Consider the following 24,328-nt stretch of genomic DNA (forward strand, 5'->3'; position numbering starts at 1 on the left):
GCAGATCGAACTGCTGGAGCTGGACGCCAGCGGCATTCACGTGGCCGAGTACCTGACCGTATTGCCGCCCAAGGAAGTTCTGCAGTCCAAGTTGCACGAGGCCGTCGAGCGCTCGCGGATGCGGCTGGCGCAGCGTGCCATCGACATCCAGACGGATAGCGGTTCAGGCGGGGAGGATGGCTGATGAATGACACCCTCCAATCCAATCAGCGCCCTTGGTAATTCCAGATAATTGTGTCGCCTCCGGACCTTTGGGGGCGAGCTCCGGACCTTTGGCGGCGAGCTGAGGGTCAGCCGCACCGAGGAGAGCCAGGCGATGGATTTTCCCGCCAAGCTGGTCGAGCCGATGGCCGACCCCGAGCCGGTGCTGGCCGCCCTGGGTGTGGCCCAGGGCGACGTCGTCATGACCGACGATATCGTCGTCGCGGTAGATAACGAGGCCATCGTCGCGGCGCTGGCACCGGACATGGCCAAGCTGGCGGCGCTGCCGGGGCGCGGCGTGGTGGTCACGGCGCCGGGGCGGGAATTCGACTTCGTCTCGCGCTGGTTCGGGCCCAAGGTCGGCGTCGAGGAGGACCCGGTGACGGGCTCGGCCCATACTACCCTGGCACCCTACTGGGCCGGGCGGCTGGGCAAGACGGGGCGATCGGGTCATCCTCACCGGCCAGGTGGCGCCCTATCTGCGCGGGACGATTCGGTTCTGAGGCGCGCTGCTCATGCCGACAGCACAACCCATGAACCGCCCCGAAGCGCCTGATGACGCCGGGGCCATCTTGACCTGCACACTGTATCGACTCTCGGTCTTTATCCAGAATCCTGAGGGCGGCAACCTGGCCGAGATCTGGCTGAGGAAGGCGCTGCCCGATGACTGACCTGTTCGACAAGGATGTTCAGACTGTCAGCGAGCATATCGGCAACGTCTACGCTAAGGGCGAGCAGGAGGCAACCATCCGGAAATTCCAGATAGTTCACCAGTGGGTGATGCGGGGGCTCAAGGAGCAGCCGGTGCAGGGCTGCGACGGGCGGCACCTGGCCCAGGGAGAAGGTGATGCTTGAAATCGACTCCCTGGAGGATATCGCCGCCCTGCGCGAGAGCGTGGATGTGGAGTGCAAGCTTGCCCAGGGGCGCGATGGCAAGGGGGCGCTGCCCAAGGAGTTCTGGCCGACCTACAGCGCGTTCGCCAATACCCAGGGCGGCGATATCTTCCTGGGGGTACGGGAACGGTCTGGTGGTTGGTTCGAGCTGGCCGGCATCGCCGATCCGCAGAAGGTGCTTGATGACCTCTGGACCGGGCTCAACAACCCCCAGAAGGTCAGTGCCAACGTGCTGAGTACCGAACATGTCCGTATTCAGGAGGTTGAGGGACGCTCGATCATTCATGTGCATGTGCATGTGCATGTGCCGGCAGCGCATCGCAAGCAGAAGCCGGTGTTTCTGAACAACAACCCATTGACCGGGACGTTTCGTCGGTTCAACAGCACCGATTCACGCCTGGAGCCGGAGAGGGTCCGGCGAATGCTGGCCGAGCAGGGCGAGGACGAGCGCGATGCCCGCATCCTGCCTGGATTTGGCTGGGAGGATATCGACCTGGATAGCTTCCGCATCTATCGCCAGATGCTCAAGGATGCTCGGCCTGGCCACCCTTTCCTGGACCTTGAGGATTTTGACCTGCTCAAGAAGCTACGAGGCTGGCGTCGTGATAGGTCGAGTGGAGAGGAGGGGCTGACCCTTGCGGGTCTGCTGATGTTCGGCTGTTGGGAGGCTATCCAGGAGGCTGTCCCCGGTTACTTCGTCGACTATCAGGAGCGCCCCGAGCCGAAGACGGAGCTTCGCTGAATCTACCAGCTGGAGCCGGATGGCAGTTGGTCGGGCAACCTGTTTGACTTCTATCGCCGCGTGTACCGCAAGCTGACGGAAGATCTCAGGGTGCCCTTCAATCTTGAAGATGGCCAACGGCGGGAGGATTCACCGGTACACCAGGCGCTACGCGAGGCCTTGGTCAATACGCTGGTGCATGCCGACTACATGGGCAATGTCTCGGTTCTGGTTGTGAAGTGTCCTGACATGTTTGGTTTCCGTAACCCAGGCAATATGCGAATTCCCTTGGAAGAGGCGATCCATGGCGGGATCTCGGATTGCCGCAACCGGATTATGCATCAGATGTTCCTGATGATTGGGGTAGGGGAACGGGCCGGCTCGGGGATCCCCAAGATATATAGTGGGTGGGATTGGCGGCACTGGCGGAAGCCGGCCCTGCATGAGAAGCAGGAACCTGATCAAACCCTGCTGGAGCTACGGATGCTGGAGCTGTTTCCAGAGGGAGTGATAGATCAGCTGACCGAGATGTTCGGCAACGATTTCCTGCACCTGCCAAAGCTGGAGCGTCTGATTCTGGCAACGGTGGCCACGGAGCAGGTGACTACGCACTCACGGGTGTGCGAGATCACGACGCGCCACGCGCGTGATGTGATGGCGGCACTTCAGCAGTTGGCGAAACAGGGCTTCCTGATCGCTAGCGGACACGGGCGTGGCACCGTGTATCACCTACCCGGGGAAAGCCTGCCAACACCGGAGCAGGTGTTCGGCGGCACCATCGCTGGGGCGAAGGCTGGGGTGGGGCCACCCAGCATGCCGGGTGGGGCGGATAGCGGCTATCCTCCCTCGCGCGCTAGCTCCGTAGATAGCGCGGCTAGCTCCGTAGATAGCAGGGGTCGCTCCGTAGATAGCAGGGGCCGCTCCGTAGAAAGCGGTGAGCATGACCTGTATGGCCGGCTTGTGACATCGACGCTGTTGGCGCCGATGATCCATGATCTGGACGACCTCACGCCCGACTTCCGGAAAGCGCTGGAGACGCAGGCTGATCTGCCTAGGCGCAAGCGGCGAGTCGAGCCCGCCGAGCTCGAGCGAGTCATTCTGGCAGTCTGTACCGGGCACTTCATCACGCGTAGCTGCTTGGCCCAGCTGTTGCGGCGCAATCCCGATACCTTGCGGAATCAGTATCTGAAAAGGATGCTGAAGGAGCGTCGTCTGGTTCAGGCCTTCCCGCAGGTCCCGACCCATGGCATGCAGGCCTATATGACTCTCGCGACGGACCTAAACTCGAAGGACTGAGGGAATGCACGAGGATCAACTGGAACAGCCCTGCCTGGCGTGGTTCCGACAATGGCTGGGCGATCTCGAAGCGGCGGTACACGACCACGCCTTGCTGATCGACTTCGCCCACGCCGAGGCTAACCGCTCCCGTGCCATCAACCAGTTCACCATTGCCGGCGGCAAGCAGCTGCGCCGCCTCGATGGTGACCACGTTCTGGCGTTGTTACTTGCGGACGGTGTTGCGGGAGATGCCCAGCTCCTGGCCGATGGCACTGACGGCCCGCCAGGGGCAATTGACCTGTGAGTGTCGGGGCGACCGGGTCATCCTCACCGGGCAGGTGGCCCCCTATCTGCGCGGGACGATTCGGCTCTGAGGCAAGCGCCGCTTAACAACAGCACCCCGAACCGCCATTGATCCTCGCTACTTCCGACCGAATCCGGCAGCCTCCCAGCATGAAAGATCAGGACTGCGTCGACTTGCTGCAGTGGGCCCTGCCTCGCCTCGACATGCGCTGGCAGGGGTTTCGCAAGGTCCGTCGCCAGGTGTGCCGGAAGGTGCAGCAGCGCCTGGACGAACTCGGCATCGAGGACGTCGGTCAGTACCGACGCTACCTGGACGCCCACCGGCAGGAGTGGCAGGTGCTCGACGGCTGCCTGCCCATCACCATCTCGCGCTTCTGGCGCGACAGGCGGGGCTTCGAGCTGCTCGAGCAGCGCTTTCTCCCCGAGCTGGCCCAACGGGCCCAGGAAGAGGGCGCCGCCGCCCTGACGCTGTGGAGCCTGGGCTGCGGCGCCGGGGAGGAGCCCTACACCTTCTCCATCCTCTGGCGGGAGCGCCTTCAGTCGCGCTTCCCCGGGCTCGGCCTGACGGTCCTGGCCTCGGATATCGCCGCGCACCAGCTCGCCCGCGCCGAGCGGGCCTGCTACCCGGCCAGTGCCCTCAAGGACCTTCCCCGTCCGCTGCAAGACGCCGCCTTCGAGCGCCGCGATGCGCACTACTGCCTCAAGGGCGAGTACCGCCGGGCCGTCGAGCTGGAGCGTCGCGACATTCGCGAGGAGTTCCCCGCTCGGCGCTTCCACCTCATCGCCTGCCGCTACCTGGCGTTCACCTACTTCGATCGGGAGCGGCAGTGCGACATCGCCCGCCGCCTCTATCGGGCCCTGCATCCCGGGGGCCTGGTCGTGCTGGGAAACCGGGAGGCGCTGCCGGAGGCGGTGGCAGGGTTCGAGCCCATCCATGGGCAGGTGAGGGTCTACCGGCGCCGGGAAGGCGAGGATTGAGACCGCCCTTGTCGCCGTGGACCCTGCCATCGAGAGTGCGACATGACCTTGCGAAAGCCACGCCAGCATGTGCCGCTTGCTCAAGGCCGCGACCCATAAGGGACAGGCCCTCATCGGCTCAACCCCGGCCAGCCGACCACCGCTCGGGCAGCTTGCCGCAGCTGCCCAGCAGTCGTTGTTGCAACCTCTCCAACAGCGTCTGCTCCGAGCCCTGGTGGGGCTCGGTGCCCAGCGTGGCGAGGGTGCTGTCGATGGCGGCCGGCATGCGTTCGGCGAGTTCCAGCCCCTGGTGAAGGAAATAGCGCGGCTGGAACCGCATCGAACGGGCGACCGCTTCGAGGTGTGAACGCTCGATGCGGCCGGGCCGATCCTCACCATTGATGCGAAACGCGAAGCGGCGCGAGAGGCCGCTGTAGAGCGTCGTGCTCATCAGGTCGTAGAACGGCGCCAACCGCGGGCCTTCGTCCGTGTAGAGGATGGCGAGGTTCTTGGCATGGCTGTCGTTGTTGCCGATCAGCAGGTTGAAGAAGAACCAGGCGATCAGGCGCTGCAGATCCTTGGCCGGTGTGCCGACCTGCTGCATCAGTTCTCGACAGTGCACCAGGCCGGGACCGCCATCGCTTTCGTACTTGATCAGCGAGGGGGTGCCGGCAAGCTGACAGAAGTCGAGCTGGTGCAGGCGCCGCAGCCCGCCCTGTTCGTCGAGAACCCGGTCGTATCGGCGCACGAGGCAGGCGCGGGTGTCGGGCTGGTAGCCGGCCTCGGCGACGTCGAGGCCGAGTTCGGCGGCCAGCCGCATGCAGAAGGTCTCGTTGATGGCGGTGGCCCATACCCCTCTCAGGCCGTGAATGTCCGGCTTGAGGATATGGCTGGAAGGGGCCGATCCTTGCGGTATGGCGGGGCTTCCGTCTGCTTGCACCATCAGTAGCAGCTTGTCCTGGGCGCCGGCCAACGAGATACGCGCCTCTTCACCCTGTTGCGAGAGCAGGGGGCCTTGTTCCCCGTGTTGCAGGTGTTTCGCCAGGGCTTCCCAAGTGGTAGGGCGATAGTGCGGCGGAGCCGGAGACTCGCCCGGTGGCAGCAGGGTGAAGCCGCTGGCCGTGTCACCGCCGATGGCCTTCAGCAGCCCGAAAACGGTCGTGGTGTGGTGGCGAAGCTCCAGATGGTGACGCAGGTCGCCCTCCGGCAGCAGGTTCTCGAAGTAGGCCAGCACATCATCGCCACGGTGAACGTGCTGCGTGAGGGAGAGAGCGGGGGAGAGACTGACCGCATCAGGGTGCTCCAGCCACCCTGAGGAATACTCGAAGCGCAGCGGTTGAGCGTCATACAGCCGGCCAACATGCTTGTCGCCGTGGTAAACCTCCAAGGTATCGTCACTCGCCATGGCGGTTGCCACCCTTGCGCCGTATGACCACCTCGAGCCCCATCAGATCCAGCACGTCCAGTACCTTCTGCAGCTGCAGGGTCGGCTTGCCGCGCTCCAGGTCGACGATGAAGCGATTGCCGGTGCCGGCAAGGCCGGCCAGGTCGATCTGCAATAGCCCCTGCTCGGTGCGCTGCTGGCGCACCAGCTTGCCGAGGTCTTCGCTGTGGCGAATGGCAGCGGCCAGAGGGGTGGGGGAGTCGTTGGAGGGCATAAGAGCTCGAATACGATTACCGTTCGGTAATTCTAGGCGGGGTTTCGTTAATCTGCCACGGAGAAGTTACCGTTCGGTAATTGTTGCGCCCCTGAAGGCACGGCTGCCGACAGGAGTTACCGATCGGTAATCTGCGAGGGGAGGGGGCTTTCGCAGACTCACAAGGCGGGGCACCATGCCCTGAACGCCGCCGATGGAACCCTGCCATGATTCGACTCCACCACTGCGTCAGCGCCCGCTCCTTTCGTCCCCTCTGGCTGCTCGAGGAGCTGGGGCTGCCCTATGAGCTGGTGATGCACCCCTTCCCGCCCCGGGTGCACGACGCGGCCTTCCTCGAGATCAATCCGCTGGGCACGGTGCCTGCCTTCTTCGACGGCGAGGTGGCGATGACCGAGTCCGCGGCCATCTGCCAGTACCTCGCCTCCCGCCGTCCCGAGATGGGCCTGGAGGTGGCGCCGGACAATCCCGCCTATGGCGACTACCTCAACTTCCTGCACTTCGGCGAGGCGACCCTGACCTTCCCCCAGACCCTGGTGCTGCGCTACGGCCACTTCGAGCCCCCGGAGCGGCGCCAGCCCCAGGTGGTGGAGGACTACGCCCGCTGGTGCCTCTCCCGGCTGCGGACCCTGGAACCGCGCCTGGCGCGGGAGCCCTTCCTGTGTGCCGGGCGCTTTACCGCCGCCGATGTCTCGGTGGGCTATGCGCTGCTGCTGGCCAGCCATATCGGCCTGGGCGAGCGCTTCAAGCCCGCCGTGGCCGCCTATTGGGAGCGCCTGCAGCAACGGGAGGCCTTCCAGCGCGCCCTGGCGGTGGAGCGGGAGGCGGCCATGGCCCGGGGCGTCTCGCCCGAGCCGGCCATGGCGGTGGGCAAGGCCTCGTGAGAGGGAATGCGGGACAGCCCCCAGGCTACGTCCGACAAGCGCGTGAACTTGCAGAAAGCGGATGGCCGATACGAGCGGCTGCCCATCACAGGAGGTTTGACTGGCATGACACAGCCCGACCGCACAGCCTGCCCCTGCGGCTGCGGCCGCAAGCTCAAGGCCTGCTGCGGCCCGGCATGAAGGACCGGGACGGCCTCGGCTTGCTGTCGGAGGGGAGCAGGGGGCGTCGCCAGGTATGCTCCCCTCTGGTCAATGTCGCGACCAACCGAGGACAGGCCCTCATTTCCGGGTGCGCTGCGGGGTATGGGGGCGCCTATTTATCGTTTATCCCTAAATTGCACATGTTGCCTATATTGCCTTCAGGCCATCGAGCTGGTTCCGGAGGAAAGGGAGCTGTAGCCCGGCCAGTGGAAGGCGGTCTGGCAGCGGTTTGAGCATGCGATCGGCAAAGCGGTCACCGATGCCGCGGCCACTCTGTTGATCATGCTCAACCTGGACGCGGCGACCACCGCCTTTACTGACCCGGAGGCGCCGGGCGACGGCGTCTCCGTGGGCTCCATCCTGCTGAGGGTCGCCAAGCCGGTGCATTCGATCGACCGCACGCTTACCGCGCGGGGCATCGCCAACACGAGCGCCTTCGCCGTGGTCGAGGCACAGGCCGAGCAATAACGAGAACAATTCCGATCCAACCAAGGGAGACGATCCATGGGCTTCGAGAACTACAACGACTTCGATCCACAGGAAACCCGGGAGTGGCAGGAAGCCGTCGACGTGGTGGTGGAGCGGGTGGGCCCCGAGCGCGCCACCTACCTGCTGCACAAGGCGGTGGAGGAAGCCTACCGGACCGGCGCCGAGGCGCCGGATACCACCCGCACGCCCTATGTGAACACCATTCCGCCCCACAAGGAGGCCAAGCTGCCCGGCGACGCCGCCTTGCTGCAGCGGCTGATCGCCTATCTGCGCTGGAACGCCATGGCCATGGTGGTGCGCGCCAACAAGAAGCCCGCCGAACCCGGGGGGCATATCGCCAGCTACCAGTCCTCGGCGGTGATGTACGAGGTGGGCTTCAACCATTTCTGGCGGGCCCCCAGCGACGGCCACGGCGGAGACATCATCTATTTCCAGGGCCATTGCGCCCCGGGTATCTACGCGCGGGCGTTTCTCGAGGGGCGGCTCACCGAGGAGCAGCTGGAGAACTTCCGCCTGGAGGTGGACGGCAAGGGGATCTCCTCCTACCCCCATCCCTACCTGATGCCGGACTTCTGGCAGGTCTCCACCGTCTCCATGGGCCTGGGGCCGATCATGGCCATCTACCAGGCCCGCTTCATGAAGTACCTCCAGCACCGGGGACTGGCCGACACCGAGGGGCGCAAGGTGTGGGCGTTCCTGGGCGACGGCGAGATGGACGAGCCCCAGTCCCAGGGGGCCATCGCCCTGGCCAGCCGCGAGAAGCTGGATAACCTGATCTTCGTGATCAACTGCAACCTGCAGCGCCTGGACGGTCCGGTGCGCGGCAACAGCAAGATCGTCCAGGAGCTGGAGGGCAACTTCCGCGGCGCGGGCTGGAACGTCATCAAGTGCCTGTGGGGGTCGGGCTGGGACGAGCTGCTGGCCAAGGACACCCAGGGGCTGCTGCGCCAGCGCATGGCGGAGTGCGTCGACGGCGAGTACCAGAACTTCAAGGTCAAGGGCGGCGGCTACATCCGCGAGCACTTCTTCGGCAAGTATCCGGAACTCAAGGCGATGGTCGCCCACCTGTCGGACGACGACATCTACTACAAGCTGGTCCGCGGTGGCCACGACCCGCAGAAGGTCTATGCCGCCTATCACGCCGCGGTCAACACCCAGGACAAGCCCTCGGTGCTGCTGATGAAGACCGTCAAGGGCTACGGCATGGGCGAGGGCGGCGAGGGCCAGAACATCACCCACCAGAAGAAGAAGCTGGGCGAGGACAACCTCCGCTACTTCCACCAGCGCTTCGGCCTGCCCTTGAGTGACGACCAGGTCACCAAGGCGATGTTCTTCAAGCCCCCGGAGGAGAGCGCCGAGATGCAGTTCCTGCATGCCCAGCGCCAGGCGCTGGGCGGCTACCTGCCCCAGCGCCAGCGCAATGGCGATCGGCTCGAGGCGCCCCCCCTGGAGATGTTCAAGCAGGTGCTGGCGGACACCGGCGAGCGCACCCTGTCCACCACCATGGCCGTGGTGCGCATCATGGTCGCCCTGGCCCGGGACAAGACCCTGGGGCCGCGGCTGACCCCGATCGTCGCCGACGAGTCGCGCACCTTCGGCATGGAGGGCATGTTCCGGCAGATCGGCATCTACGCCCCCGAAGGGCAGAAGTACGTGCCCATGGACGCCGAGGAGATCATGCCCTACCGGGAGGACCAGAAGGGCCAGATCCTGCAGGAGGGCATCAACGAGGACGGCGCCATGTCGTCGTGGATCGCCGCCGCCACTTCCTACAGCAACCACGGGGTCAGCATGATCCCGTTCTACGTCTACTACTCCATGTTCGGCTTCCAGCGCATCGGCGACCTGGCCTGGGCGGCCGGCGACATGCTGGCGCGGGGCTTCCTGATCGGCGGCACCTCGGGGCGCACCACCCTGAACGGCGAAGGGCTGCAGCACCAGGACGGGCACAGCCAGCTGTTCGCCCAGTTCATCCCCAACTGCCTGGCCTATGACCCCACCTTCCACTACGAGGTGGCGGTGATCGTGCGCGACGGCCTCAAGCGCATGTACGAGGAGCAGCAGGACGTCTTCTACTACATCACCACCCTGAACGAGAACTACCATCACCCGGCGCTGCCCGAGGGAGCCGAGGAGGGCATCATCAAGGGCATGTACCGGTTCAGCCAGGCCGAGGGCAAGGCCAAGGGCCCGCGGGTGCAGCTGTTGGGCTGCGGCAGCATCCTCAACGAGGTGATCGCCGCGGTGGATCTGCTGCGCGACGACTGGGGCGTGGCGGCCGATGTCTGGAGCTGCCCGAGCTTCAACGAGCTGGCCCGCGACGGCCACGCGGTCAAGCGCTGGAACCGGCTGCATCCGGGGAAGACACCGCGCCAGAGCCATGTCGAGCAGTGCCTGGACGGCACCGAAGGCCCGGTCATCGCCTCCACCGACTACATCCGCATGTTCGCCGAACAGATCCGACCCTTCGTGCCGCGGCGCTACGAGGTGCTGGGGACCGACGGCTTCGGCCGTTCCGACAGCCGCGAGGCCCTGCGCCGCCATTTCGAGGTGGATCGCCATTACGTCACCCTGGCCGCGCTGCAGGCCCTGGTCGACGAGGGCCAGCTCAAGAGCGGCAAGGTGCGGGACGCCATCGCCAAGTACGGCATCGACCCCGAAAAGCCCAACCCCCTCTACGCCTAAGAAAGAGGGTGTTTACAAAACAGACGAACGAAGGCAAGACGAGGCAAAAATTGGCGAAATGGCGGAGTTTACGCGGTGTAAATGAGCATATTGAGTCGATTTTTAACGACGTATTGGCGAGTGCAGTCCTTTTGTAGACGCCCTCTGAGCCGAAGGAGAACAACTAGTGGCCATTCAGGAAATCAAGGTACCGGACATCGGCGACTTCAGCGATGTCCCGATCATCGAAATCCACGTCCAGGCCGGCGACCGGATCCAGGTCGAGGACCCGCTGATCACCGTGGAATCGGACAAGGCCTCCATGGACGTGCCCGCGCCGGCCGCGGGGACGGTCAAGGAGGTCAAGGTCCAGCTCGGCGATACGGTCTCCGAGGGATCGGCGATCCTCCTGCTGGAGGCGGAGGGGGACGCCGCCGCCCCCCCTGCCCCCTCGCCCGCCGCGGCAGAAGCACCGGCGCCGTCCGGTGGCGGGGTCGAGGAGATCACGGTGCCCGACCTCGGTGACTTCAGCGATGTGCCGATCATCGAAGTCCATGTCCAGGCCGGTGACAGCCTCCAGGCCGAGGATCCGCTGATCACCGTGGAATCGGACAAGGCCTCGATGGACGTGCCCGCGCCCAAGGCCGGCACCGTCAAGGAGGTCAAGGTCAAGGTCGGCGATACGGTGTCCGAGGGCAGCCTGGTGTTGCTGCTGGAGAGCGCCGCGGGAGGGGGCGACAAGCCCGCGGCCCCCGCCGGGGAAGCCGGGCAGGCACCACGACCGGCGACGGCCCCCAGCGCCGCCCCGTCGAGCGCCCCGATCGCCGACTTCAGCCGGGTGCACGCCAGCCCCAGTGCGCGCCGCCTGGCCCGCGAGCTGGAGGTGGACCTGACCCGGGTGCCGCCCACCGGCCTCAAGGGGCGGGTCACCAAGGAGGACATCCAGCACTTCGCCAAGGGCGGCGCCCCGGCGGCGCAACCGACGACGGCGGCCGCGTCCGGCGGGGAGGGCCTGGATCTGCTGCCCTGGCCCCAGGTCGACTTCAGCAAGTTCGGCCCGGTGGAGACCCAGCCGCTGTCGCGCATCAAGAAGATCTCCGGCGCCAACCTGCATCGCAACTGGGTGCGGATTCCCCACGTCACCAACCATGACGAGGCCGATATCACCGACCTGGAAGCCTTCCGGGTGCGGTTCAACAAGGAGAACGAGAAGGCCGGCATCAAGGTCAGCATGCTGGCGTTCATGATCAAGGCCGCGGTCGCGTCCTTGAAGGCGTTCCCCGAGTTCAATGCCTCGCTGGACGGCGACAACCTGATCCTCAAGCGCTACTACCACATCGGCTTCGCCGCCGACACGCCCAACGGCCTGGTGGTGCCGGTGATCCGCGACGCCGACCAGAAGGGCGTGGCCGAGATCGCCCAGGAGATGGGCGCGCTGGCCAAGCTGGCCCGCGACGGCAAGCTCAAGCCCGACCAGATGCAGGGCGGCTGCTTCACCATCTCCTCGCTGGGCGGGATCGGCGGGCTCTACTTCACACCCATCATCAACGCCCCCGAAGTGGCCATCATGGGCGTGTGTCGCTCCTACTGGAAACAGGTCTCCCCCGACGGCAAGCAGTCGGCCTGGCGCTTCATGCTGCCGCTGTCGCTCTCCTGGGATCACCGGGTGATCGACGGCGCCGCCGCGGCCCGTTTCAACGTGCATTTCGCCAACCTGCTCGCCGACATGCGGCGCATCATGATGTAAGGGGAAACGACACCATGGCAATCGAAATCAAGGTGCCCGATATCGGTGACTTCCAGGACGTCGAGATCATCGAGGTGCTGGTCCAGCCGGGCGATGCGATCGACATCGACACCCCGCTGATCACCCTGGAGACCGACAAGGCCTCCATGGACGTGCCGTCCCCGGTGTCGGGCACGGTCGGCGAGCTCAAGGTCAAGGAGGGCGACAAGGTCTCCGAAGGCTCGACCATCCTGATGCTGGAACCGGCCGAGACGGGGGCCCGGGTGGCGGACCACGACCCGCAGCCGGCGGTCCATGAACGAGGGGCCTCCTCCCCGGCACCCGGCGATGCCGGCGGCGGCTATGGCGGCGGCAGCCTGGAGGAGGTGCGGGTACCGGACATCGGCGATTTCCAGGACGTCCCGGTGATCGAGGTGCTGGTGCGGCCCGGCGACACGATCCGTGCCGAGGACCCGCTGATCACCGTGGAGTCCGACAAGGCCTCGATGGACGTGCCCGCGCCCAAGGCCGGCAAGGTCACCGAGGTGCTGGTGACGGTCGGCGACAAGGTCTCGGCGGGGGCGGCGATCCTGATCCTCGAAGCGGAAGGGCAAGCGCCCGCCTCCCCACCCGCGCCCGGGCCGGGAGCGGGGCAGCCGGCGGCCGCCACGCCCGCGCCGACGGCGGCCAGCTATGGCGGCGGCGCCGACCTCGAGTGCGAGATGCTGGTGCTCGGTGCCGGGCCGGGCGGCTACTCGGCCGCCTTCCGGGCCGCCGACCTGGGCATGAAGACCGTGCTGGTGGAGCGCTATGCCAGCCTCGGCGGGGTGTGCCTCAACGTCGGCTGCATCCCCTCCAAGGCGCTGCTGCATGTGGCGGCGGTCACCGATGCGGCCAATGCCATGGCCGAGCACGGCATCGCCTTCGGCACGCCGAAGATCGATCTCGACAAGCTGCGCGGCTGGAAGGAGACGGTCGTCGGCAAGCTCACCGGCGGGCTGGCCGGCATGGCCAAGGCGCGCAAGGTCGAGGTGGTGCGCGGGGTCGGGACCTTCCTCGACCCGCATCACCTGGAAGTGGCCCTGACCCGCGGCGACGGCCAGGAGACGACCGGCGCCAAGCAGGTGATCAAGTTCGACAAGTGCATCATCGCCGCCGGGTCGCAGTCGGTGAAGCTGCCGTTCATTCCCGACGACCCCCGGGTGGTCGACTCCACCGGGGCGCTGAAGCTGACCGCCATCCCCAAGCGCATGCTGGTGATCGGCGGCGGCATCATCGGCCTGGAGATGGCCACGGTCTACTCCACCCTGGGCACCCGCATCGACGTGGTCGAGATGCTCGACGGGCTGATGGCCGGCGCCGACCGTGACCTGGTCAAGGTGTGGGAGAAGGTCAACCAGCCGCGCTTCGACAAGGTGATGCTCAAGACCCGGACCACCGCCGTGAAGGTCCAGAAGAACGGCCTCAAGGTCAGCTTCGAGGGCGAGGGCGCCCCCGCCGAGCCGCAGCTCTACGACATGATCCTGCAGGCGGTGGGCCGCCGCCCCAACGGCCACACGATCGGGGCCGAGAAGGCCGGCGTGGCGGTCGACGAACGCGGCTTCATCGCCACCGACAAGCAGCTGCGCACCAACGTCGGGCACATCTTCGCCATCGGCGACATCATCGGCCAGCCGATGCTGGCCCACAAGGCGGTGCACGAGGCGCATGTCGCCGCCGAGGCCGCGGCGGGGCACAAGAGTTTCTTCGACGCCCGCCAGATCCCCTCGGTGGCCTATACCGATCCGGAAGTCGCCTGGGCCGGCAAGACCGAGGCCGAGTGCAAGGCCGAGGGCATCAAGTATGGCAAGGCGGTCTTCCCCTGGGTGGCCTCCGGGCGGGCCATCGCCAACGGCCGCGACGAAGGCTTCACCAAGGTGATCTTCGACGAGGCGACCCATCGCCTCATCGGCGGGGCCATCGTCGGCACCCAGGCGGGGGATCTGATCAGCGAACTGTGCCTGGCCATCGAGATGGGCTGCGACCCGGTCGACATCGGCAAGACCATCCACCCGCACCCGACCCTGGGCGAATCGGTGGGCATGGCGGCCGAACTGTTCGAAGGGGTCTGTACCGATCTACCCCCGCAGAAGAAGCGCTAGCCAGCGGGCGGCAGGTGCCGGCGCGCAGCCGCGGCCTGCCCCTGCAGCAGCGGGCGCATGTCCAAGGCCCCTGAGACCCGGCGCCCGCGGGCATGGATTGACAGCGCCGCGCGGTCGGGCATCAATGGAGTCGACCCCGCTGGGGGTGACTGCCGGGAGAGGCCGCGATGGAACAGCAACAGCACGACAGGGGTCACGGACCGCAGCTGCTGCACGACGAGCTACCCGAGGAGCACGAGGATCCGTTGATCCGGCGGCTCCACGTCATCATCCGCTACGCCATCAAGCTGCTGGCGATGCTGATGGTGCTGGTGATCATCTGGGGCGTCCTGGATGTCATCTACGTGCTCTACACCAAGTTCCTCGCGCCGCCGGTGCTGCTGTTCGAGGTCAGCGACATCTTCGTGATCTTCGGCGCCTTCATGGTGGTGCTGATCGCCGTCGAGATCTTCATCAACATCCGCCTCTACCTGGGCACCAATATCCTGCCCATCCGCCTGGTGGTGGCCACGGCGCTGATGGCGATTGCCCGGAAGGTGATCATCCTGGACATCGCCACCGTCACGGCCCTGGAGATGCTGGCGATCGCCGCCGTGGTGCTGGCCCTGGGCGTGACCCACTGGCTGGTGGGCAAGCCGGACTAGCCCGGCCTGGACCTTGGAACGGATCATCGGCGGGGGCCTGGCGGGGAGCTGCCTCCTCGCGCCGTTGTCGTGGAGGGGGCGAGGCGGGACGGCCCTGACGCTCGCCCTGCTGCTAGACTACGTGGAGCCGCGGCGGACAATCCGGGGCGCGGCCGCCGGATGTCAGGCCCCTTCTTATCGGCAGCCTGTCCAGCGTGATGACGCCCGCCGCGGCGGACGGCGCCACCGGGACGCGGAGCGAGCGCGCCTTGCGCCGGGCCGTCGGCGACCTGGCGCTGCCGGCCGCCTCCTCCCGCCTTTCCGGTCCTGATGACCGGTTGGAGGTCACCCGATGGACATGGCGCGCATCAAGAACATTCACGCCATCACCAAGCGGCTGATCATCATGACGACCGTGTCCGTGCTGGTGATGGGCCTGATCTTCGCCACCACCTTCTTCCTGGGACAGCGTTTCATGGTGACCTGGGCGGTGCCCCTGTGCGGCATCATCGGGGGCTTCGTCAGTATTCAGCAGCGACTGAACAACGTCTCCGACGAGGAGCTGGTGCTGCTGAATGATTCCTGGTTCCAGATATTGCTGGTGCCGATCTTTGGCGGGGTCTTCGCCCTGGTGCTCTACCTGGTGTTCCTCGCCGGTATCGTCTCCGGTGACCTCTTCCCGGCCTTCAGTTTCCCGTCCCGGGATGACGCTGACTCGCCGGCCGACTTCATGCTGAACATCTTCCGGGAGACCTATCCGGCTTCCGGTCAGGACCTGGCCAAGCTGCTGTTCTGGTCATTTGTGGCAGGCTTTTCCGAACGCTTCGTGCCCCAGCTGATCAGCCAGGTCACATCGGGCCGTGGCAGGGATGAGTCGGCCGATCGGTGAGCGAAGGCCCGGGCCGCGCTGCGCCGTAGGGCGGTAGCCGGGGGCCGGTACCGCCATGGCGCTCTCCGGCAGCCCGCCGCTTCGAGCAGGCTGCCGGCGCGAGGGTCAGCCGAGGTAGTCCGCATAGGCGTCGAAGGCGGTGCGCTGCCAAAGGGCCTGGCGGTACCAGAAGGCAAGGACTTCGGTGTCGAAGGTGAACGAGGTGAAGTGAGTCATGGTAGCCAACCTCCTGTGGGTGGGACTTCCTTCACCATAGACCCCTTTTTGCTGCATTGCAGCAAAAAATGAACTCTTCACGACTTCCAACCGCAGGGGCCGGTGGGCTCGCTCGGGAAACCTTATCAGGCTATCGTTTGTCGCATGTCGCCAACCCGGCCAAGGAGTCAGCATGAGCGATCAGACCGAATACGTTCCGCCGAGAGTGTGGAAGTGGGAGCGGCCCAGCGGCGGCAAGTTCGCCAGCATCAACCGGCCCGTTGCCGGGCCGACCCATGACAAGCCCCTGCCGGTGGGCCGCCACCCCCTGCAGCTCTACTCCCTGGGCACCCCCAACGGGGTGAAGGTCACGGTGATGCTGGAGGAGCTGCTGGCGCTGGGCCATGCGGATGCCGAGTACGACGCCTGGCTGATCCGCATCACCGAGGGCGGCCAGTTCGGCAGCGGTTTCGTGGAGGTCAACCCCAACTCCAAGATCCCGGCGCTGATGGATCACGCCACCACGCCGCCCACCCGGGTGTTCGAATCCGGCGCGATCCTGCTCTACCTGGCCGAGCGGTTCGGCGAGTTCCTGCCCGGCGACCACGCCACACGCACCGAGACCCTCAACTGGCTGTTCTGGCAGATGGGCAGCGCTCCCTTCCTGGGCGGCGGCTTCGGCCACTTCTACGCCTATGCCCCTGAGGCGTTCCCATACCCCATCGATCGCTTTGCCATGGAGGTCAAGCGCCAGCTCGACGTGTTGGACCGCCGCCTGGCCGAGACCCCCTACCTGGGCGGCGACGCCTATACCATCGCCGATATCGCTAACTGGCCCTGGTATGGCCAGCTGGTCCTGGGGCGTCTGTACGACGCCGGGGAATTCCTTCAGGTCCAGGAGTACGCGCATGTGCAACGCTGGGCGAAGGCGATCGACGCGCGCCCGGCGGTGCAGCGCGGGCGCATGGTGAACCGCACCTTCGGGGAGCCCTCGGAGCAGCTTCACGAGCGCCATGACGCCGGCGACTTCGCGACGCGCACCCAGGACCGGCTCAAGCCCGGGAGCTGAAGGCCCGCAGGCATCGTGGTGAGCTGCGGTAAGCCGCGGTGAAGGGAACCGTCTGGCAGGACGGCAGTCCGAGGTGGAGGCCCGGTCATCGAGGCCGCCCTGCCACCGAAGCCAAGGAGAGTGCTTGATGAGTTCCAGTGACGCGTCCTCGCCGCCCGAAGCGCCCCTTCGCCGCCATTACCGCCCCAGCAGGCTCTCCGACCGGTTCGCCTATCGGCTGGTGCGCTTCATGCGTTTCTTCGCCGACCTGTTCTTCGCCGGACGCTATGGCCACCGCGCCGTGGTGCTGGAGACGGTGGCGGCCGTGCCGGGGATGGTTGGTGGCACCCTGCAGCACCTGCGTTCGCTGCGTCGCCTGAAGGACGACGACGGCTGGATTCATACCCTGCTCGACGAGGCCGAGAACGAGCGCATGCACCTGATGACCTTCATCGAGGTGGCGCGGCCCACCCGACTGGAGCGGGCTCTGATCGTGCTGGCCCAGGGGGTGTTCTACAACCTCTTCTTTCTGCTCTACCTGTGTTCAAGCAGGACGGCCCACCGGGTGGTGGGCTATCTCGAGGAGGAGGCGGTGATCAGCTACACCGAGTATCTCGAGGGCATCGATAGCGGCAAGTTCGAGAATATTCCGGCGCCGCAGATCGCCATCGACTACTGGAAGCTGCCGGCCGATGCGCGCCTTCGCGAGGTGGTCGAGGCGGTGAGGGCCGACGAGGCCGACCATCGCGACGTTAATCACGATTTTGCCGACCAGATCGCCGGCGGTCGCTGAGCGCCGGGAGGTGGGTGGCGCTTGCCTCAGTTGATCTGGGTGACGATCACCGGGACGACGCCGCGGTTGAGCATGCCGAGCTCCCGGGCCGCGCGCTTGGAGAGATCAATGATGCGGCCCTTGACGAAGGGGCCGCGGTCGTTGATCACCACCGTGACCTCGCGGCCGGTGTCCGGGCGAGTCACCACCACCTCGGTGCCGAAGGGCAGGTCGGGGTGGGCGGCGGTCAGCTGGTTCTGGTCGAAGCGCTCACCGCTGGCGGTGGTCGCCCCCTGGAAGCGGTCGCTGTAGAAGGAGGCGATGCCTTCCTGGCTCTCGGGTTCGGCCTCATGGGCCATGGCCTGGGTACCGAGAGTCAACGCGCCTGACAGGCAGCAGGCAAGGAACAGTCTCGATCGGGTTCCCATGGGATTACCTCGCGGTGTTCTTATGCGCGGATCGCGTATGCTGCGATGCAATAAATTGCCAAAGGGCGACCTGATAGTAGCCGCCTTTCCCAGGGGCGGCAAGCCGTTTCGAAGATCGGCGAAGATCGATACAGGATGGCGACAATTGTGTAACCTGCGCTCGGCGGCCGGAGCCGACAGGGGTCCGAGAGACGCGCGGGGCGCCCTTGGGGGGGCTCGCGCCGGGCGGCGCCCGGGGGGTGCGACCCTATGCCGCGCTTGCTGGGCCTGCGAGGCGCATGGCGGCGTGGAGGTCGTGTTCAACCGCGCTAGTCCGCGGTTTTGCGGTGTTATCTCCTATGCGTGACAGGTCGGCTGGGAATACTCAGCCCTTAACGTCGTGCCAAAATGGTCTTAAGGATGAGGAATTTCATGACTACACTCAGGGTTGCTTGTTCAACCATCTCACTTCTGAGAGGCATTCACCATGGCAGTCGCTCAGCCTGAACCGACGGTTCCTTCCATTCCCCTGCAGGTGGTCCCCTTCTCGGAGAGTGCCGCCGAGGCCACCCGGCCGATCCTGGACTGGTGGGCGCATCACTGGATGGATGCGTCGCATCCCCTGGCACGGCTACAGCAGGCGTGGCTGGAGTCCATGATCGAGGCGGTCCAGGTGGAGTCGGAGTTCCTGGTCGCCTGGGCGGAGTCGAGCCACAAGTTGGCGACCAGCCTGGCCGACCCCAAGGTGCTCCACGATCCCGCCGCCCTGACCGGCCACTACCAGCAGGCCGCCCGGGACATCCACCAGGCCCATCTGACCCGCATCGGCCGGGTGGCCGAGATGCCGCGGGACTTCAAGGAGCGGATCTGGGAAGAGATCTGCTGAAGCCGGCAGCGGTCAGAGGCGAAGCAGAAAAGGGCGGGGACCTTCGAGTCCCCGCCCTTTTTCTTAGTTCATCGCAGATCAGCGTGAAGCTGCCTTGTGGGAGCTCGGGTTCCCCGAGCGAATGGCGCCGAAGGTGCCCCGGTGGTGTTGCTTACGCTTGCACCAGCCGCCTGGGAGTCCTTCGGCCTCCATTCGCCCGGCACAGCCGGCCTCCCACTCTGAAACCTGCCAAACATGTTCACGCCAAAGTGCGAAGAGCCCTTCTTTAGCCGTCGGCACCAGCCGCCCGTCACTGAGCGGCTGGGCGCTCGGCGCTCGGCGCTACACTTCGATATCCGCCAGATTGCCGTAGTCTTCCAGCCAGCTCTTGCGGTCGGCGGCGCGCTTCTTGGCCAGCAGCATGTCCATCATCTCCATGGTGCCGTCGCCGGCCTCCCGGGTCAGCTGCACCAGGCGGCGGGTCTCCGGCGCCATGGTGGTCTCGCGCAGCTGCAGCGGGCTCATCTCGCCCAGCCCCTTGAAGCGCTGGACGTTGGGGGTGCCGCGCTTGCCCTCGAGCTTGCGCAGGATCGCCGCCTTCTCGCTCTCGTCCAGGGCGTAGAAGACCTCCTTGCCCAGGTCGATGCGGTAGAGCGGCGGCATGGCCACGAAGACGTGGCCGGCGTCCACCAGCGCCGGGAAGTGGCGCACGAAGAGCGCGCAGAGCAGGGTGGCGATGTGCAGGCCGTCGGAGTCGGCATCGGCGAGGATGCAGATCTTGTGGTAGCGCAGCTTGGAGAGGTCGTCGCTGCCCGGGTCCATGCCGACGGCCACGGCGATGTCGTGGACCTCCTGGGAGCCGTAGATGTCGTGGCTGTCCACCTCCCAGGTGTTCAGTATCTTGCCGCGCAGCGGCAGGATCGCCTGGGTCTCGCGGTTGCGCGCCTGCTTGGCGCTGCCGCCGGCGGAGTCGCCCTCCACCAGGAAGAGCTCGCCCAGCGCCGGGTCCTGGCCGGAGCAGTCGGCCAGCTTGCCGGGCAGCGCCGGGCCCGAGGTGACCTTCTTGCGCGCCACCTTCCTGGCACTCTTCTGGCGGCGCTGGGCGGCGCTGATGACGAGCTCCGCCAGCGCCTCGGCCTGGTCCACATGGTGGTTGAGCCACAGCGAGAAGGCGTCCTTGACCACCCCAGAGACGAAGCCCGCCACGGTGCGCGAGGAGAGCCGCTCCTTGGTCTGGCCGGCGAACTGAGGGTCGAGCATCTTCACCGAGAGCACGTAGGAGACCCGCTCCCAGAGGTCCTCGGCGGTGAGCTTCACTCCCCGGGGCAAGAGGCTTCGGTACTCGCAGAAGTCGCGCAGGGCCTCGAGCAGGCCGGCGCGCAGGCCGTTGACGTGGGTGCCCCCCTGAGGCGTGGGGATCAGGTTGACGTAGCTCTCCATCAGCGGCTCGCCACCCTCGGGCAGCCACTGGATCGCCCAGTCCACCGCCTGCTCGTCGTCGGCGAAGTGGCCGATGAAGGGCGACGCGGGCAGCACCTCATAGCCGTCGGTGGCCTGGGCCAGGTAGTCGCGCAGGCCATCCTCGTACTGCCACTCGGTCTCGGTGCCGTCGGCCTCCATCAGGGTGACCCTGAGCCCCGGGCAGAGCACCGCCTTGGCGCGCAGCAGGTGCTTGAGCCGCCCCACCGCCAGGCGCGGGCTGTCGAAGTAGCTCGCCTCGGGCCAGAAGCGCAGCACGGTGCCGGTGTTGCGCTTGCCCACGCTGCCGATCACCGAGAGGTGCGAGGCCGGCTCGCCGTGCTCGAAGGCGATGGCGTGGCGGCTGCCGTCGCGCAGCACCTCCACCTCGAGGCGCTGGGAGAGGGCGTTGACCACCGAGACGCCGACGCCGTGCAGGCCGCCGGAGAACTGGTAGCTGGCGTTGGAGAACTTGCCGCCGGCGTGGAGCCGGGTAAGGATCAGCTCCACCCCGGAGACGCCGTGCTCCGGGTGGATGTCGATGGGCATGCCGCGGCCGTCGTCGGCCACCTCGATGCCGCCATCCTCGAACAGCCGCACGCTGACCTGGCTGGCGTGGCCGGCCAGGGCCTCGTCGACGCTGTTGTCCACCACCTCCTGGACCAGGTGGTTGGGGCGGCTGGTGTCGGTGTACATGCCCGGGCGCTTGCGCACCGGCTCCAGGCCGGAGAGCACCTCGATCGAACTGGCACTGTATTGCGTCATCTGTCGTCCGGTTCCTTGTGTTGGCGGGCCCGCCAGCCCGGCGGCAGGCGGTGGCCGCCGTGGGCGAGAATCGCCGGCAGATAGTCCCCCAGGGCACTGAAGCCGTGGTCCCCACCGGGGTGGAGGATGGTTCGCGCCCCGCGGTAGAGGGCGAAGGCCTCCGCCGGGTCGAGCACCTCGTCCCGGCTGCCCAGCAGCAGCAGGTAGCGCTCGGGCGCCGTGATCCGCTCGGGCGTCAGCGCCTCGAGTTCGGCCAGGTGCGCCTCGCCCACCGTGAAGCGCTCGCCGGTGGTGTCGTTGACGAAGACCTCGTCGACCCAGCCCGCCACCAGCCGCGCGGGCGCCACCGCCGGGTTGATCACCACCGCCGGCAGGCCGTGGCGCTCGGCCAGGCAGGTGGCCAGGAAGCCCCCCATGGAGCTGCCGGCCAGGAGCGGCTCGGGACCCAGCTCGGCCAGCCGCGACTCGGCCAGCGCCAGCGCCGCGGTCGGGCGATGGGGCAGCTGGGGGGTCACGCAGGGCAGGCCCAGCGCCGCGCAGGCCTCGCGCACCCACACCGCCTTGGGCGAACCGACGCCGCTGTTGAAGCCGTGCAGGTAGAGCACCCCGCTGGCCGGCCGCGCCTGCCAGGGAGCGCTCAGCATAGCGCAACTGCTGTACGGGCAGCCAGTATCACGTGGCGGCCTTGCCGTTCGCCTCGGCCGCCCAGGCGGCCTCGATCAGCGCCCGGGTGGAGGCATCCATGGCCTCGAGCCCCTGGTGGCTCTCGAGGATGCGCTGGGTCTCGCCGGCGATCTGCTTGCCGAGCTCCACTCCCCACTGGTCGAAGGGGTTGATACCCCAGACCGTCGCCTGGACGAATACCTTGTGCTCGTAGAGGGCGATCAACGCGCCGAGGGTGGCCGGCGTCAACCGGTCGAGCAGCAGGGTGCTGGAGGGCTGGTTGCCGCGATAGCGCTTGTGGCCGGGACGCGGACCGTCCTCCTCGATGGCGTCGTCACCCAGCATCAGCACCCGGGACTGGGCGAAGCAGTTGGCCAGGGTCAGCCGGTGCTGGCCCTTGAGATGGTGGCGGGTGGCCTCGTCCTCCACCTCGTCATAGCGTCTGAGAGGGGCGATGAAGTCGCACTCCACCGCCTGGGTCCCCTGGTGCAGCAGCTGGTAGAAGGCGTGCTGGGCGTTGGGCCCCAGCTGACCCCAGAGCACCGGGCAAGTGGAGTAGCCCACCTGCTGGCCGTCGAAGGTCACCGACTTGCCGTTGGACTCCATCTCCAGCTGCTCGAGATAGGCGGCGAAGTACTCCAGCCGGCCGTCGTAGGGCAGGATGGAGTGGGCACGGATATCGAGGAAGTTGACGTTCCAGATGCCGGCCAGCGCCAGCAGCACCGGCAGGTTGTCGCCGAGCTCGGCCGTGCGGAAGTGCTCGTCCATGGCGTGGGCGCCGGCCAGCAGCTCGCGGAAGCGCGCCATGCCCACCACCAGGGCAATGGGCAGGCCGATCCCGCCCCACAGCGAGTAGCGTCCACCGACCCACTCCCAGAACTCCAGCTGATGGGCGGGGGCAATGCCCCACTCGGCCATCTTCTCGGGGCTCGCCGAGATGCCGATGAAGTGCTGACGCATCACCAGCTCGGCATCGACGCCCTCCTCCCCGGAGAGACGCGACATCAGCCAGTCCCGGGCGGTGCGGGCGTTGGAGAGGGTATCGATGGTGGTGAAGGACTTCGACGACAGCACGAAGAGCGTGGTCTCGGGATCGAGGCGCGCCAGGTAGTCGGCCAGCTGGGAGCCGTCCATGGTGGAGGCGAAGTGGACCTCGATGCGGTGCACGCCCCGGGGGCGAAAGTCGGCCAGGGCGTGGGTCACCATCAGCGGGCCCAGGTCGGAGCCGCCGACGCCCAGGTTGACCACGTGGCGGATCGCCTTGCCGGTGGCGCCGCGCCACTGGCCGGCGTGAAAGCGCTCGACCATGGTCTCCATGTGCGCCAGGGTGGCATGCACCCCGGGCACCAGGTCCTCGCTCTCCACCACCAGCGACGCGGACGCCGGCAGGCGCAGGGCGGTGTGCAGTGCCGGGCGGTTCTCGCTGACGTTGACCCGCTCGCCGCCCAGCAGCCGCTGGATCGCCGCCGGCACCTCCGCCTCGCGGGCCAGGTCGAGCAGCCGCTCGAGGGTCTCGGCGGACCAGCGCTGCTTGGAGAGGTCCAGGGTCAGGCCGGCGGCCTGCCGGGTGAAGGTGGCGTGACGGCCGGTGTCGCCGGCAAACAGCTCGCGCAGGTGGGTCTGGCGCATCTCCTGGGCATGAGCCGCGAGGGCGCGCCAGGCGTCGCGCTGATCGATCGGGGTGGTGGGCATGGCTTCCTCCTTGAGATCCGGTCGTGCAGGCGGCTCGGCCGAGGCGTAGAATAGTGGCCCTTCCGCACGATTCCGGCTTGGCCCATGAGTGACGCATCTTACCGTGACGCGATCTTTACCACACCCCTGGACCGGGTGGCACGCTTCTCCTTCGACGAACGGGTCGTGGCCTGCTTCCCCGACATGATCCGCCGCTCGGTGCCGGGCTACGGGCAGATACTGGGCATGCTGGGCCTGATCGCCCGGCGCCACCTGCGCCACGACGCCCGCGTCTACGACCTGGGCTGCTCGCTGGGGGCCGCCGGCCTGGCCCTGGCCGGCACCCTGCCCCCGGCGGCCTTCCGCTACACGGGGGTGGACCTCTCCCCGGCCATGGTGAGCCGCGCCCGGGAGACCCTGGCCGCCGAGTGCCCGGAGCACCGCCTGGAGGTGGTCGAGGGCGATATCCGCACCCTCGACTATCGTCCGGCCGGCATGATCCTGCTCAACTTCACCCTGCAGTTCCTGCCCCCGGAGGACCGCGACGCCCTGATGGCACGGCTCTTCGAGGCCCTGGAGCCCGGCGGGGTGCTGGTGCTCTCGGAGAAGGTGGTGGCCGAGGACGAACAGGAGAACGCCTGGCGGGTGGAGCGCTACCATGACTTCAAGCGGGCCAACGGCTACAGCGAGCTGGAGATCAGCCAGAAGCGCACGGCGCTGGAGAACGTGCTGGTCCCCGACAGCCTGGCGGGCCACCACACCCGCCTGACCCGGGCCGGTTTCCCGCGCAGCCTGACCTGGTTCCAGTACCTCAACTTCGCCTCGCTGATCGCCTTCAAGGAGTGATCCCCGGCGAGG

The 24,328-nt window shown here is 66.9% G+C and carries 23 protein-coding genes and 1 pseudogene; 18 read left to right on the forward strand and 6 right to left on the reverse strand.

What is annotated here, in order from left to right:
- From J5F18_RS15610 to J5F18_RS15640, 7 genes and pseudogenes are all read left to right on the forward strand, one after another.
- Positions 1-184 (forward strand): annotated as a pseudogene (locus J5F18_RS15610) (hypothetical protein); the annotation flags it as partial.
- Between the two features lie 132 nt (positions 185-316).
- On the forward strand, positions 317-757 hold the full coding sequence (locus J5F18_RS15615; RefSeq protein WP_346299482.1) for a PhzF family phenazine biosynthesis protein: 441 nt from the start codon (positions 317-319) through the stop codon (positions 755-757).
- A 107-nt stretch (positions 758-864) separates the two neighbouring features.
- Entirely contained in the window at positions 865-1,056 is a 192-nt protein-coding gene (locus tag J5F18_RS15620; protein WP_346299483.1) for a hypothetical protein, read from the forward strand.
- Positions 1,049-1,837 (forward strand): RNA-binding domain-containing protein, encoded by a 789-nt coding sequence (locus J5F18_RS15625; protein ID WP_346299484.1) that lies wholly within the window; start codon positions 1,049-1,051, stop codon positions 1,835-1,837. Before J5F18_RS15620 ends, J5F18_RS15625 begins: the two co-directional genes overlap by 8 nt.
- A gap of 60 nt (positions 1,838-1,897) precedes the next feature.
- Entirely contained in the window at positions 1,898-3,112 is a 1,215-nt protein-coding gene (locus J5F18_RS15630) for a hypothetical protein (protein ID WP_346299485.1), read from the forward strand.
- A gap of 4 nt (positions 3,113-3,116) precedes the next feature.
- Positions 3,117-3,398, forward strand: a complete 282-nt coding sequence (locus J5F18_RS15635) for a hypothetical protein (protein WP_346299486.1) — start codon at positions 3,117-3,119, stop codon at positions 3,396-3,398.
- A 149-nt stretch (positions 3,399-3,547) separates the two neighbouring features.
- Positions 3,548-4,375 (forward strand): CheR family methyltransferase, encoded by an 828-nt coding sequence (locus tag J5F18_RS15640; RefSeq protein ID WP_346299487.1) that lies wholly within the window; start codon positions 3,548-3,550, stop codon positions 4,373-4,375.
- A gap of 118 nt (positions 4,376-4,493) precedes the next feature.
- Here the strand turns inward: J5F18_RS15640 and J5F18_RS15645 are convergent, their stop codons facing one another.
- Complete coding sequence (locus J5F18_RS15645; protein WP_346299488.1) at positions 4,494-5,759, reverse strand: type II toxin-antitoxin system HipA family toxin; 1,266 nt, start codon at positions 5,757-5,759, stop codon at positions 4,494-4,496.
- A complete protein-coding gene (locus J5F18_RS15650) occupies positions 5,749-6,012 on the reverse strand; it encodes a helix-turn-helix transcriptional regulator (RefSeq protein WP_346299489.1) in 264 nt (87 codons plus the stop codon). Before J5F18_RS15650 ends, J5F18_RS15645 begins: the two co-directional genes overlap by 11 nt.
- 206 nt (positions 6,013-6,218) lie before the next feature.
- Between J5F18_RS15650 and J5F18_RS15655 the strand changes: the two genes are divergently transcribed.
- The 9 genes from J5F18_RS15655 to J5F18_RS15695 all read left to right on the forward strand — a co-directional run bounded on the left by J5F18_RS15655 (position 6,219) and on the right by J5F18_RS15695 (position 17,662).
- Positions 6,219-6,893, forward strand: coding sequence for a glutathione S-transferase family protein (locus J5F18_RS15655; RefSeq protein WP_346299490.1), 675 nt, complete (start codon positions 6,219-6,221; stop codon positions 6,891-6,893).
- A 477-nt stretch (positions 6,894-7,370) separates the two neighbouring features.
- Positions 7,371-7,562, forward strand: a complete 192-nt coding sequence (locus J5F18_RS15660) for a hypothetical protein (RefSeq protein WP_346299491.1) — start codon at positions 7,371-7,373, stop codon at positions 7,560-7,562.
- Between the two features lie 36 nt (positions 7,563-7,598).
- Positions 7,599-10,268, forward strand: a complete 2,670-nt coding sequence (aceE, locus tag J5F18_RS15665; protein WP_346299492.1) for a pyruvate dehydrogenase (acetyl-transferring), homodimeric type — start codon at positions 7,599-7,601, stop codon at positions 10,266-10,268.
- A gap of 166 nt (positions 10,269-10,434) precedes the next feature.
- Complete coding sequence (aceF, locus tag J5F18_RS15670; RefSeq protein WP_346299493.1) at positions 10,435-11,994, forward strand: dihydrolipoyllysine-residue acetyltransferase; 1,560 nt, start codon at positions 10,435-10,437, stop codon at positions 11,992-11,994.
- A gap of 14 nt (positions 11,995-12,008) precedes the next feature.
- Positions 12,009-14,114, forward strand: coding sequence for a dihydrolipoyl dehydrogenase (lpdA, locus tag J5F18_RS15675; RefSeq protein ID WP_346299494.1), 2,106 nt, complete (start codon positions 12,009-12,011; stop codon positions 14,112-14,114).
- Positions 14,115-14,281: 167 nt separating this feature from the next.
- Complete coding sequence (locus J5F18_RS15680) at positions 14,282-14,758, forward strand: phosphate-starvation-inducible PsiE family protein (RefSeq protein ID WP_346299495.1); 477 nt, start codon at positions 14,282-14,284, stop codon at positions 14,756-14,758.
- 331 nt (positions 14,759-15,089) lie between these two features.
- Positions 15,090-15,626, forward strand: a complete 537-nt coding sequence (locus J5F18_RS15685; protein ID WP_346299496.1) for a hypothetical protein — start codon at positions 15,090-15,092, stop codon at positions 15,624-15,626.
- A 388-nt stretch (positions 15,627-16,014) separates the two neighbouring features.
- Positions 16,015-16,890: a glutathione-dependent disulfide-bond oxidoreductase gene (gene yghU / locus J5F18_RS15690; RefSeq protein WP_346299497.1), complete on the forward strand. Its 876-nt coding sequence runs from the start codon at positions 16,015-16,017 to the stop codon at positions 16,888-16,890.
- A 127-nt stretch (positions 16,891-17,017) separates the two neighbouring features.
- Positions 17,018-17,662, forward strand: a complete 645-nt coding sequence (locus tag J5F18_RS15695; protein WP_346299498.1) for an alternative oxidase — start codon at positions 17,018-17,020, stop codon at positions 17,660-17,662.
- Positions 17,663-17,688: 26 nt separating this feature from the next.
- On the opposite strand, the gene J5F18_RS15700 is transcribed toward J5F18_RS15695, so the two are convergent.
- Positions 17,689-18,000 carry a septal ring lytic transglycosylase RlpA family protein gene (locus J5F18_RS15700; RefSeq protein ID WP_346299499.1) on the reverse strand — a complete coding sequence of 104 codons (312 nt, stop codon included), beginning with the start codon at positions 17,998-18,000 and terminating at the stop codon, positions 17,689-17,691.
- A 535-nt stretch (positions 18,001-18,535) separates the two neighbouring features.
- Between J5F18_RS15700 and J5F18_RS15705 the strand changes: the two genes are divergently transcribed.
- The gene (locus J5F18_RS15705; RefSeq protein WP_346299500.1) at positions 18,536-18,934 is read left to right on the forward strand and encodes a hypothetical protein; all 399 of its coding nucleotides are present in this window, start codon (positions 18,536-18,538) and stop codon (positions 18,932-18,934) included.
- A gap of 321 nt (positions 18,935-19,255) precedes the next feature.
- Here J5F18_RS15705 and parE read toward each other — a convergent pair whose 3' ends face one another.
- From parE to pgi, 3 genes are read right to left on the reverse strand one after another with little or no spacing between them, the layout of a single operon-like run.
- Positions 19,256-21,136: a DNA topoisomerase IV subunit B gene (parE, locus tag J5F18_RS15710; RefSeq protein WP_346299501.1), complete on the reverse strand. Its 1,881-nt coding sequence runs from the start codon at positions 21,134-21,136 to the stop codon at positions 19,256-19,258.
- Positions 21,133-21,780 (reverse strand): YqiA/YcfP family alpha/beta fold hydrolase, encoded by a 648-nt coding sequence (locus tag J5F18_RS15715; RefSeq protein ID WP_346299502.1) that lies wholly within the window; start codon positions 21,778-21,780, stop codon positions 21,133-21,135. The genes parE and J5F18_RS15715 overlap by 4 nt, the downstream gene beginning before the upstream one ends.
- Before the next feature lie 28 nt (positions 21,781-21,808).
- Positions 21,809-23,491, reverse strand: coding sequence for a glucose-6-phosphate isomerase (gene pgi, locus J5F18_RS15720; protein WP_346299503.1), 1,683 nt, complete (start codon positions 23,489-23,491; stop codon positions 21,809-21,811).
- Between the two features lie 84 nt (positions 23,492-23,575).
- On the opposite strand from pgi, the gene cmoA reads away from it, so the two are divergent.
- Complete coding sequence (cmoA, locus tag J5F18_RS15725; RefSeq protein WP_346299504.1) at positions 23,576-24,316, forward strand: carboxy-S-adenosyl-L-methionine synthase CmoA; 741 nt, start codon at positions 23,576-23,578, stop codon at positions 24,314-24,316.
- Positions 24,317-24,328 lie beyond the last annotated feature (12 nt).

It is taken from the genome of Halomonas sp. BM-2019 (assembly GCF_017584085.1).

What these genes read in the sequence shown, in the direction of transcription:
- J5F18_RS15615 (WP_346299482.1), top strand. Translation starts at nt 317, where the DNA reads ATGGATTTTCCCGCCAAGCTGGTCGAGCCGATGGCCGACCCCGAGCCG.
- J5F18_RS15620 (WP_346299483.1), top strand. Translation starts at nt 865, where the DNA reads ATGACTGACCTGTTCGACAAGGATGTTCAGACTGTCAGCGAGCATATC.
- J5F18_RS15625 (WP_346299484.1), top strand. Translation starts at nt 1,049, where the DNA reads ATGCTTGAAATCGACTCCCTGGAGGATATCGCCGCCCTGCGCGAGAGC.
- J5F18_RS15635 (WP_346299486.1), top strand. Translation starts at nt 3,117, where the DNA reads ATGCACGAGGATCAACTGGAACAGCCCTGCCTGGCGTGGTTCCGACAA.
- J5F18_RS15640 (WP_346299487.1), top strand. Translation starts at nt 3,548, where the DNA reads ATGAAAGATCAGGACTGCGTCGACTTGCTGCAGTGGGCCCTGCCTCGC.
- J5F18_RS15645 (WP_346299488.1), bottom strand. Translation starts at nt 5,759, where the DNA reads ATGGCGAGTGACGATACCTTGGAGGTTTACCACGGCGACAAGCATGTT.
- J5F18_RS15650 (WP_346299489.1), bottom strand. Translation starts at nt 6,012, where the DNA reads ATGCCCTCCAACGACTCCCCCACCCCTCTGGCCGCTGCCATTCGCCAC.
- J5F18_RS15655 (WP_346299490.1), top strand. Translation starts at nt 6,219, where the DNA reads ATGATTCGACTCCACCACTGCGTCAGCGCCCGCTCCTTTCGTCCCCTC.
- aceE (WP_346299492.1), top strand. Translation starts at nt 7,599, where the DNA reads ATGGGCTTCGAGAACTACAACGACTTCGATCCACAGGAAACCCGGGAG.
- lpdA (WP_346299494.1), top strand. Translation starts at nt 12,009, where the DNA reads ATGGCAATCGAAATCAAGGTGCCCGATATCGGTGACTTCCAGGACGTC.
- J5F18_RS15680 (WP_346299495.1), top strand. Translation starts at nt 14,282, where the DNA reads ATGGAACAGCAACAGCACGACAGGGGTCACGGACCGCAGCTGCTGCAC.
- J5F18_RS15685 (WP_346299496.1), top strand. Translation starts at nt 15,090, where the DNA reads ATGGACATGGCGCGCATCAAGAACATTCACGCCATCACCAAGCGGCTG.
- yghU (WP_346299497.1), top strand. Translation starts at nt 16,015, where the DNA reads ATGAGCGATCAGACCGAATACGTTCCGCCGAGAGTGTGGAAGTGGGAG.
- J5F18_RS15695 (WP_346299498.1), top strand. Translation starts at nt 17,018, where the DNA reads ATGAGTTCCAGTGACGCGTCCTCGCCGCCCGAAGCGCCCCTTCGCCGC.
- J5F18_RS15700 (WP_346299499.1), bottom strand. Translation starts at nt 18,000, where the DNA reads ATGGCCCATGAGGCCGAACCCGAGAGCCAGGAAGGCATCGCCTCCTTC.
- J5F18_RS15705 (WP_346299500.1), top strand. Translation starts at nt 18,536, where the DNA reads ATGGCAGTCGCTCAGCCTGAACCGACGGTTCCTTCCATTCCCCTGCAG.
- parE (WP_346299501.1), bottom strand. Translation starts at nt 21,136, where the DNA reads ATGACGCAATACAGTGCCAGTTCGATCGAGGTGCTCTCCGGCCTGGAG.
- J5F18_RS15715 (WP_346299502.1), bottom strand. Translation starts at nt 21,780, where the DNA reads ATGCTGAGCGCTCCCTGGCAGGCGCGGCCGGCCAGCGGGGTGCTCTAC.
- pgi (WP_346299503.1), bottom strand. Translation starts at nt 23,491, where the DNA reads ATGCCCACCACCCCGATCGATCAGCGCGACGCCTGGCGCGCCCTCGCG.
- cmoA (WP_346299504.1), top strand. Translation starts at nt 23,576, where the DNA reads ATGAGTGACGCATCTTACCGTGACGCGATCTTTACCACACCCCTGGAC.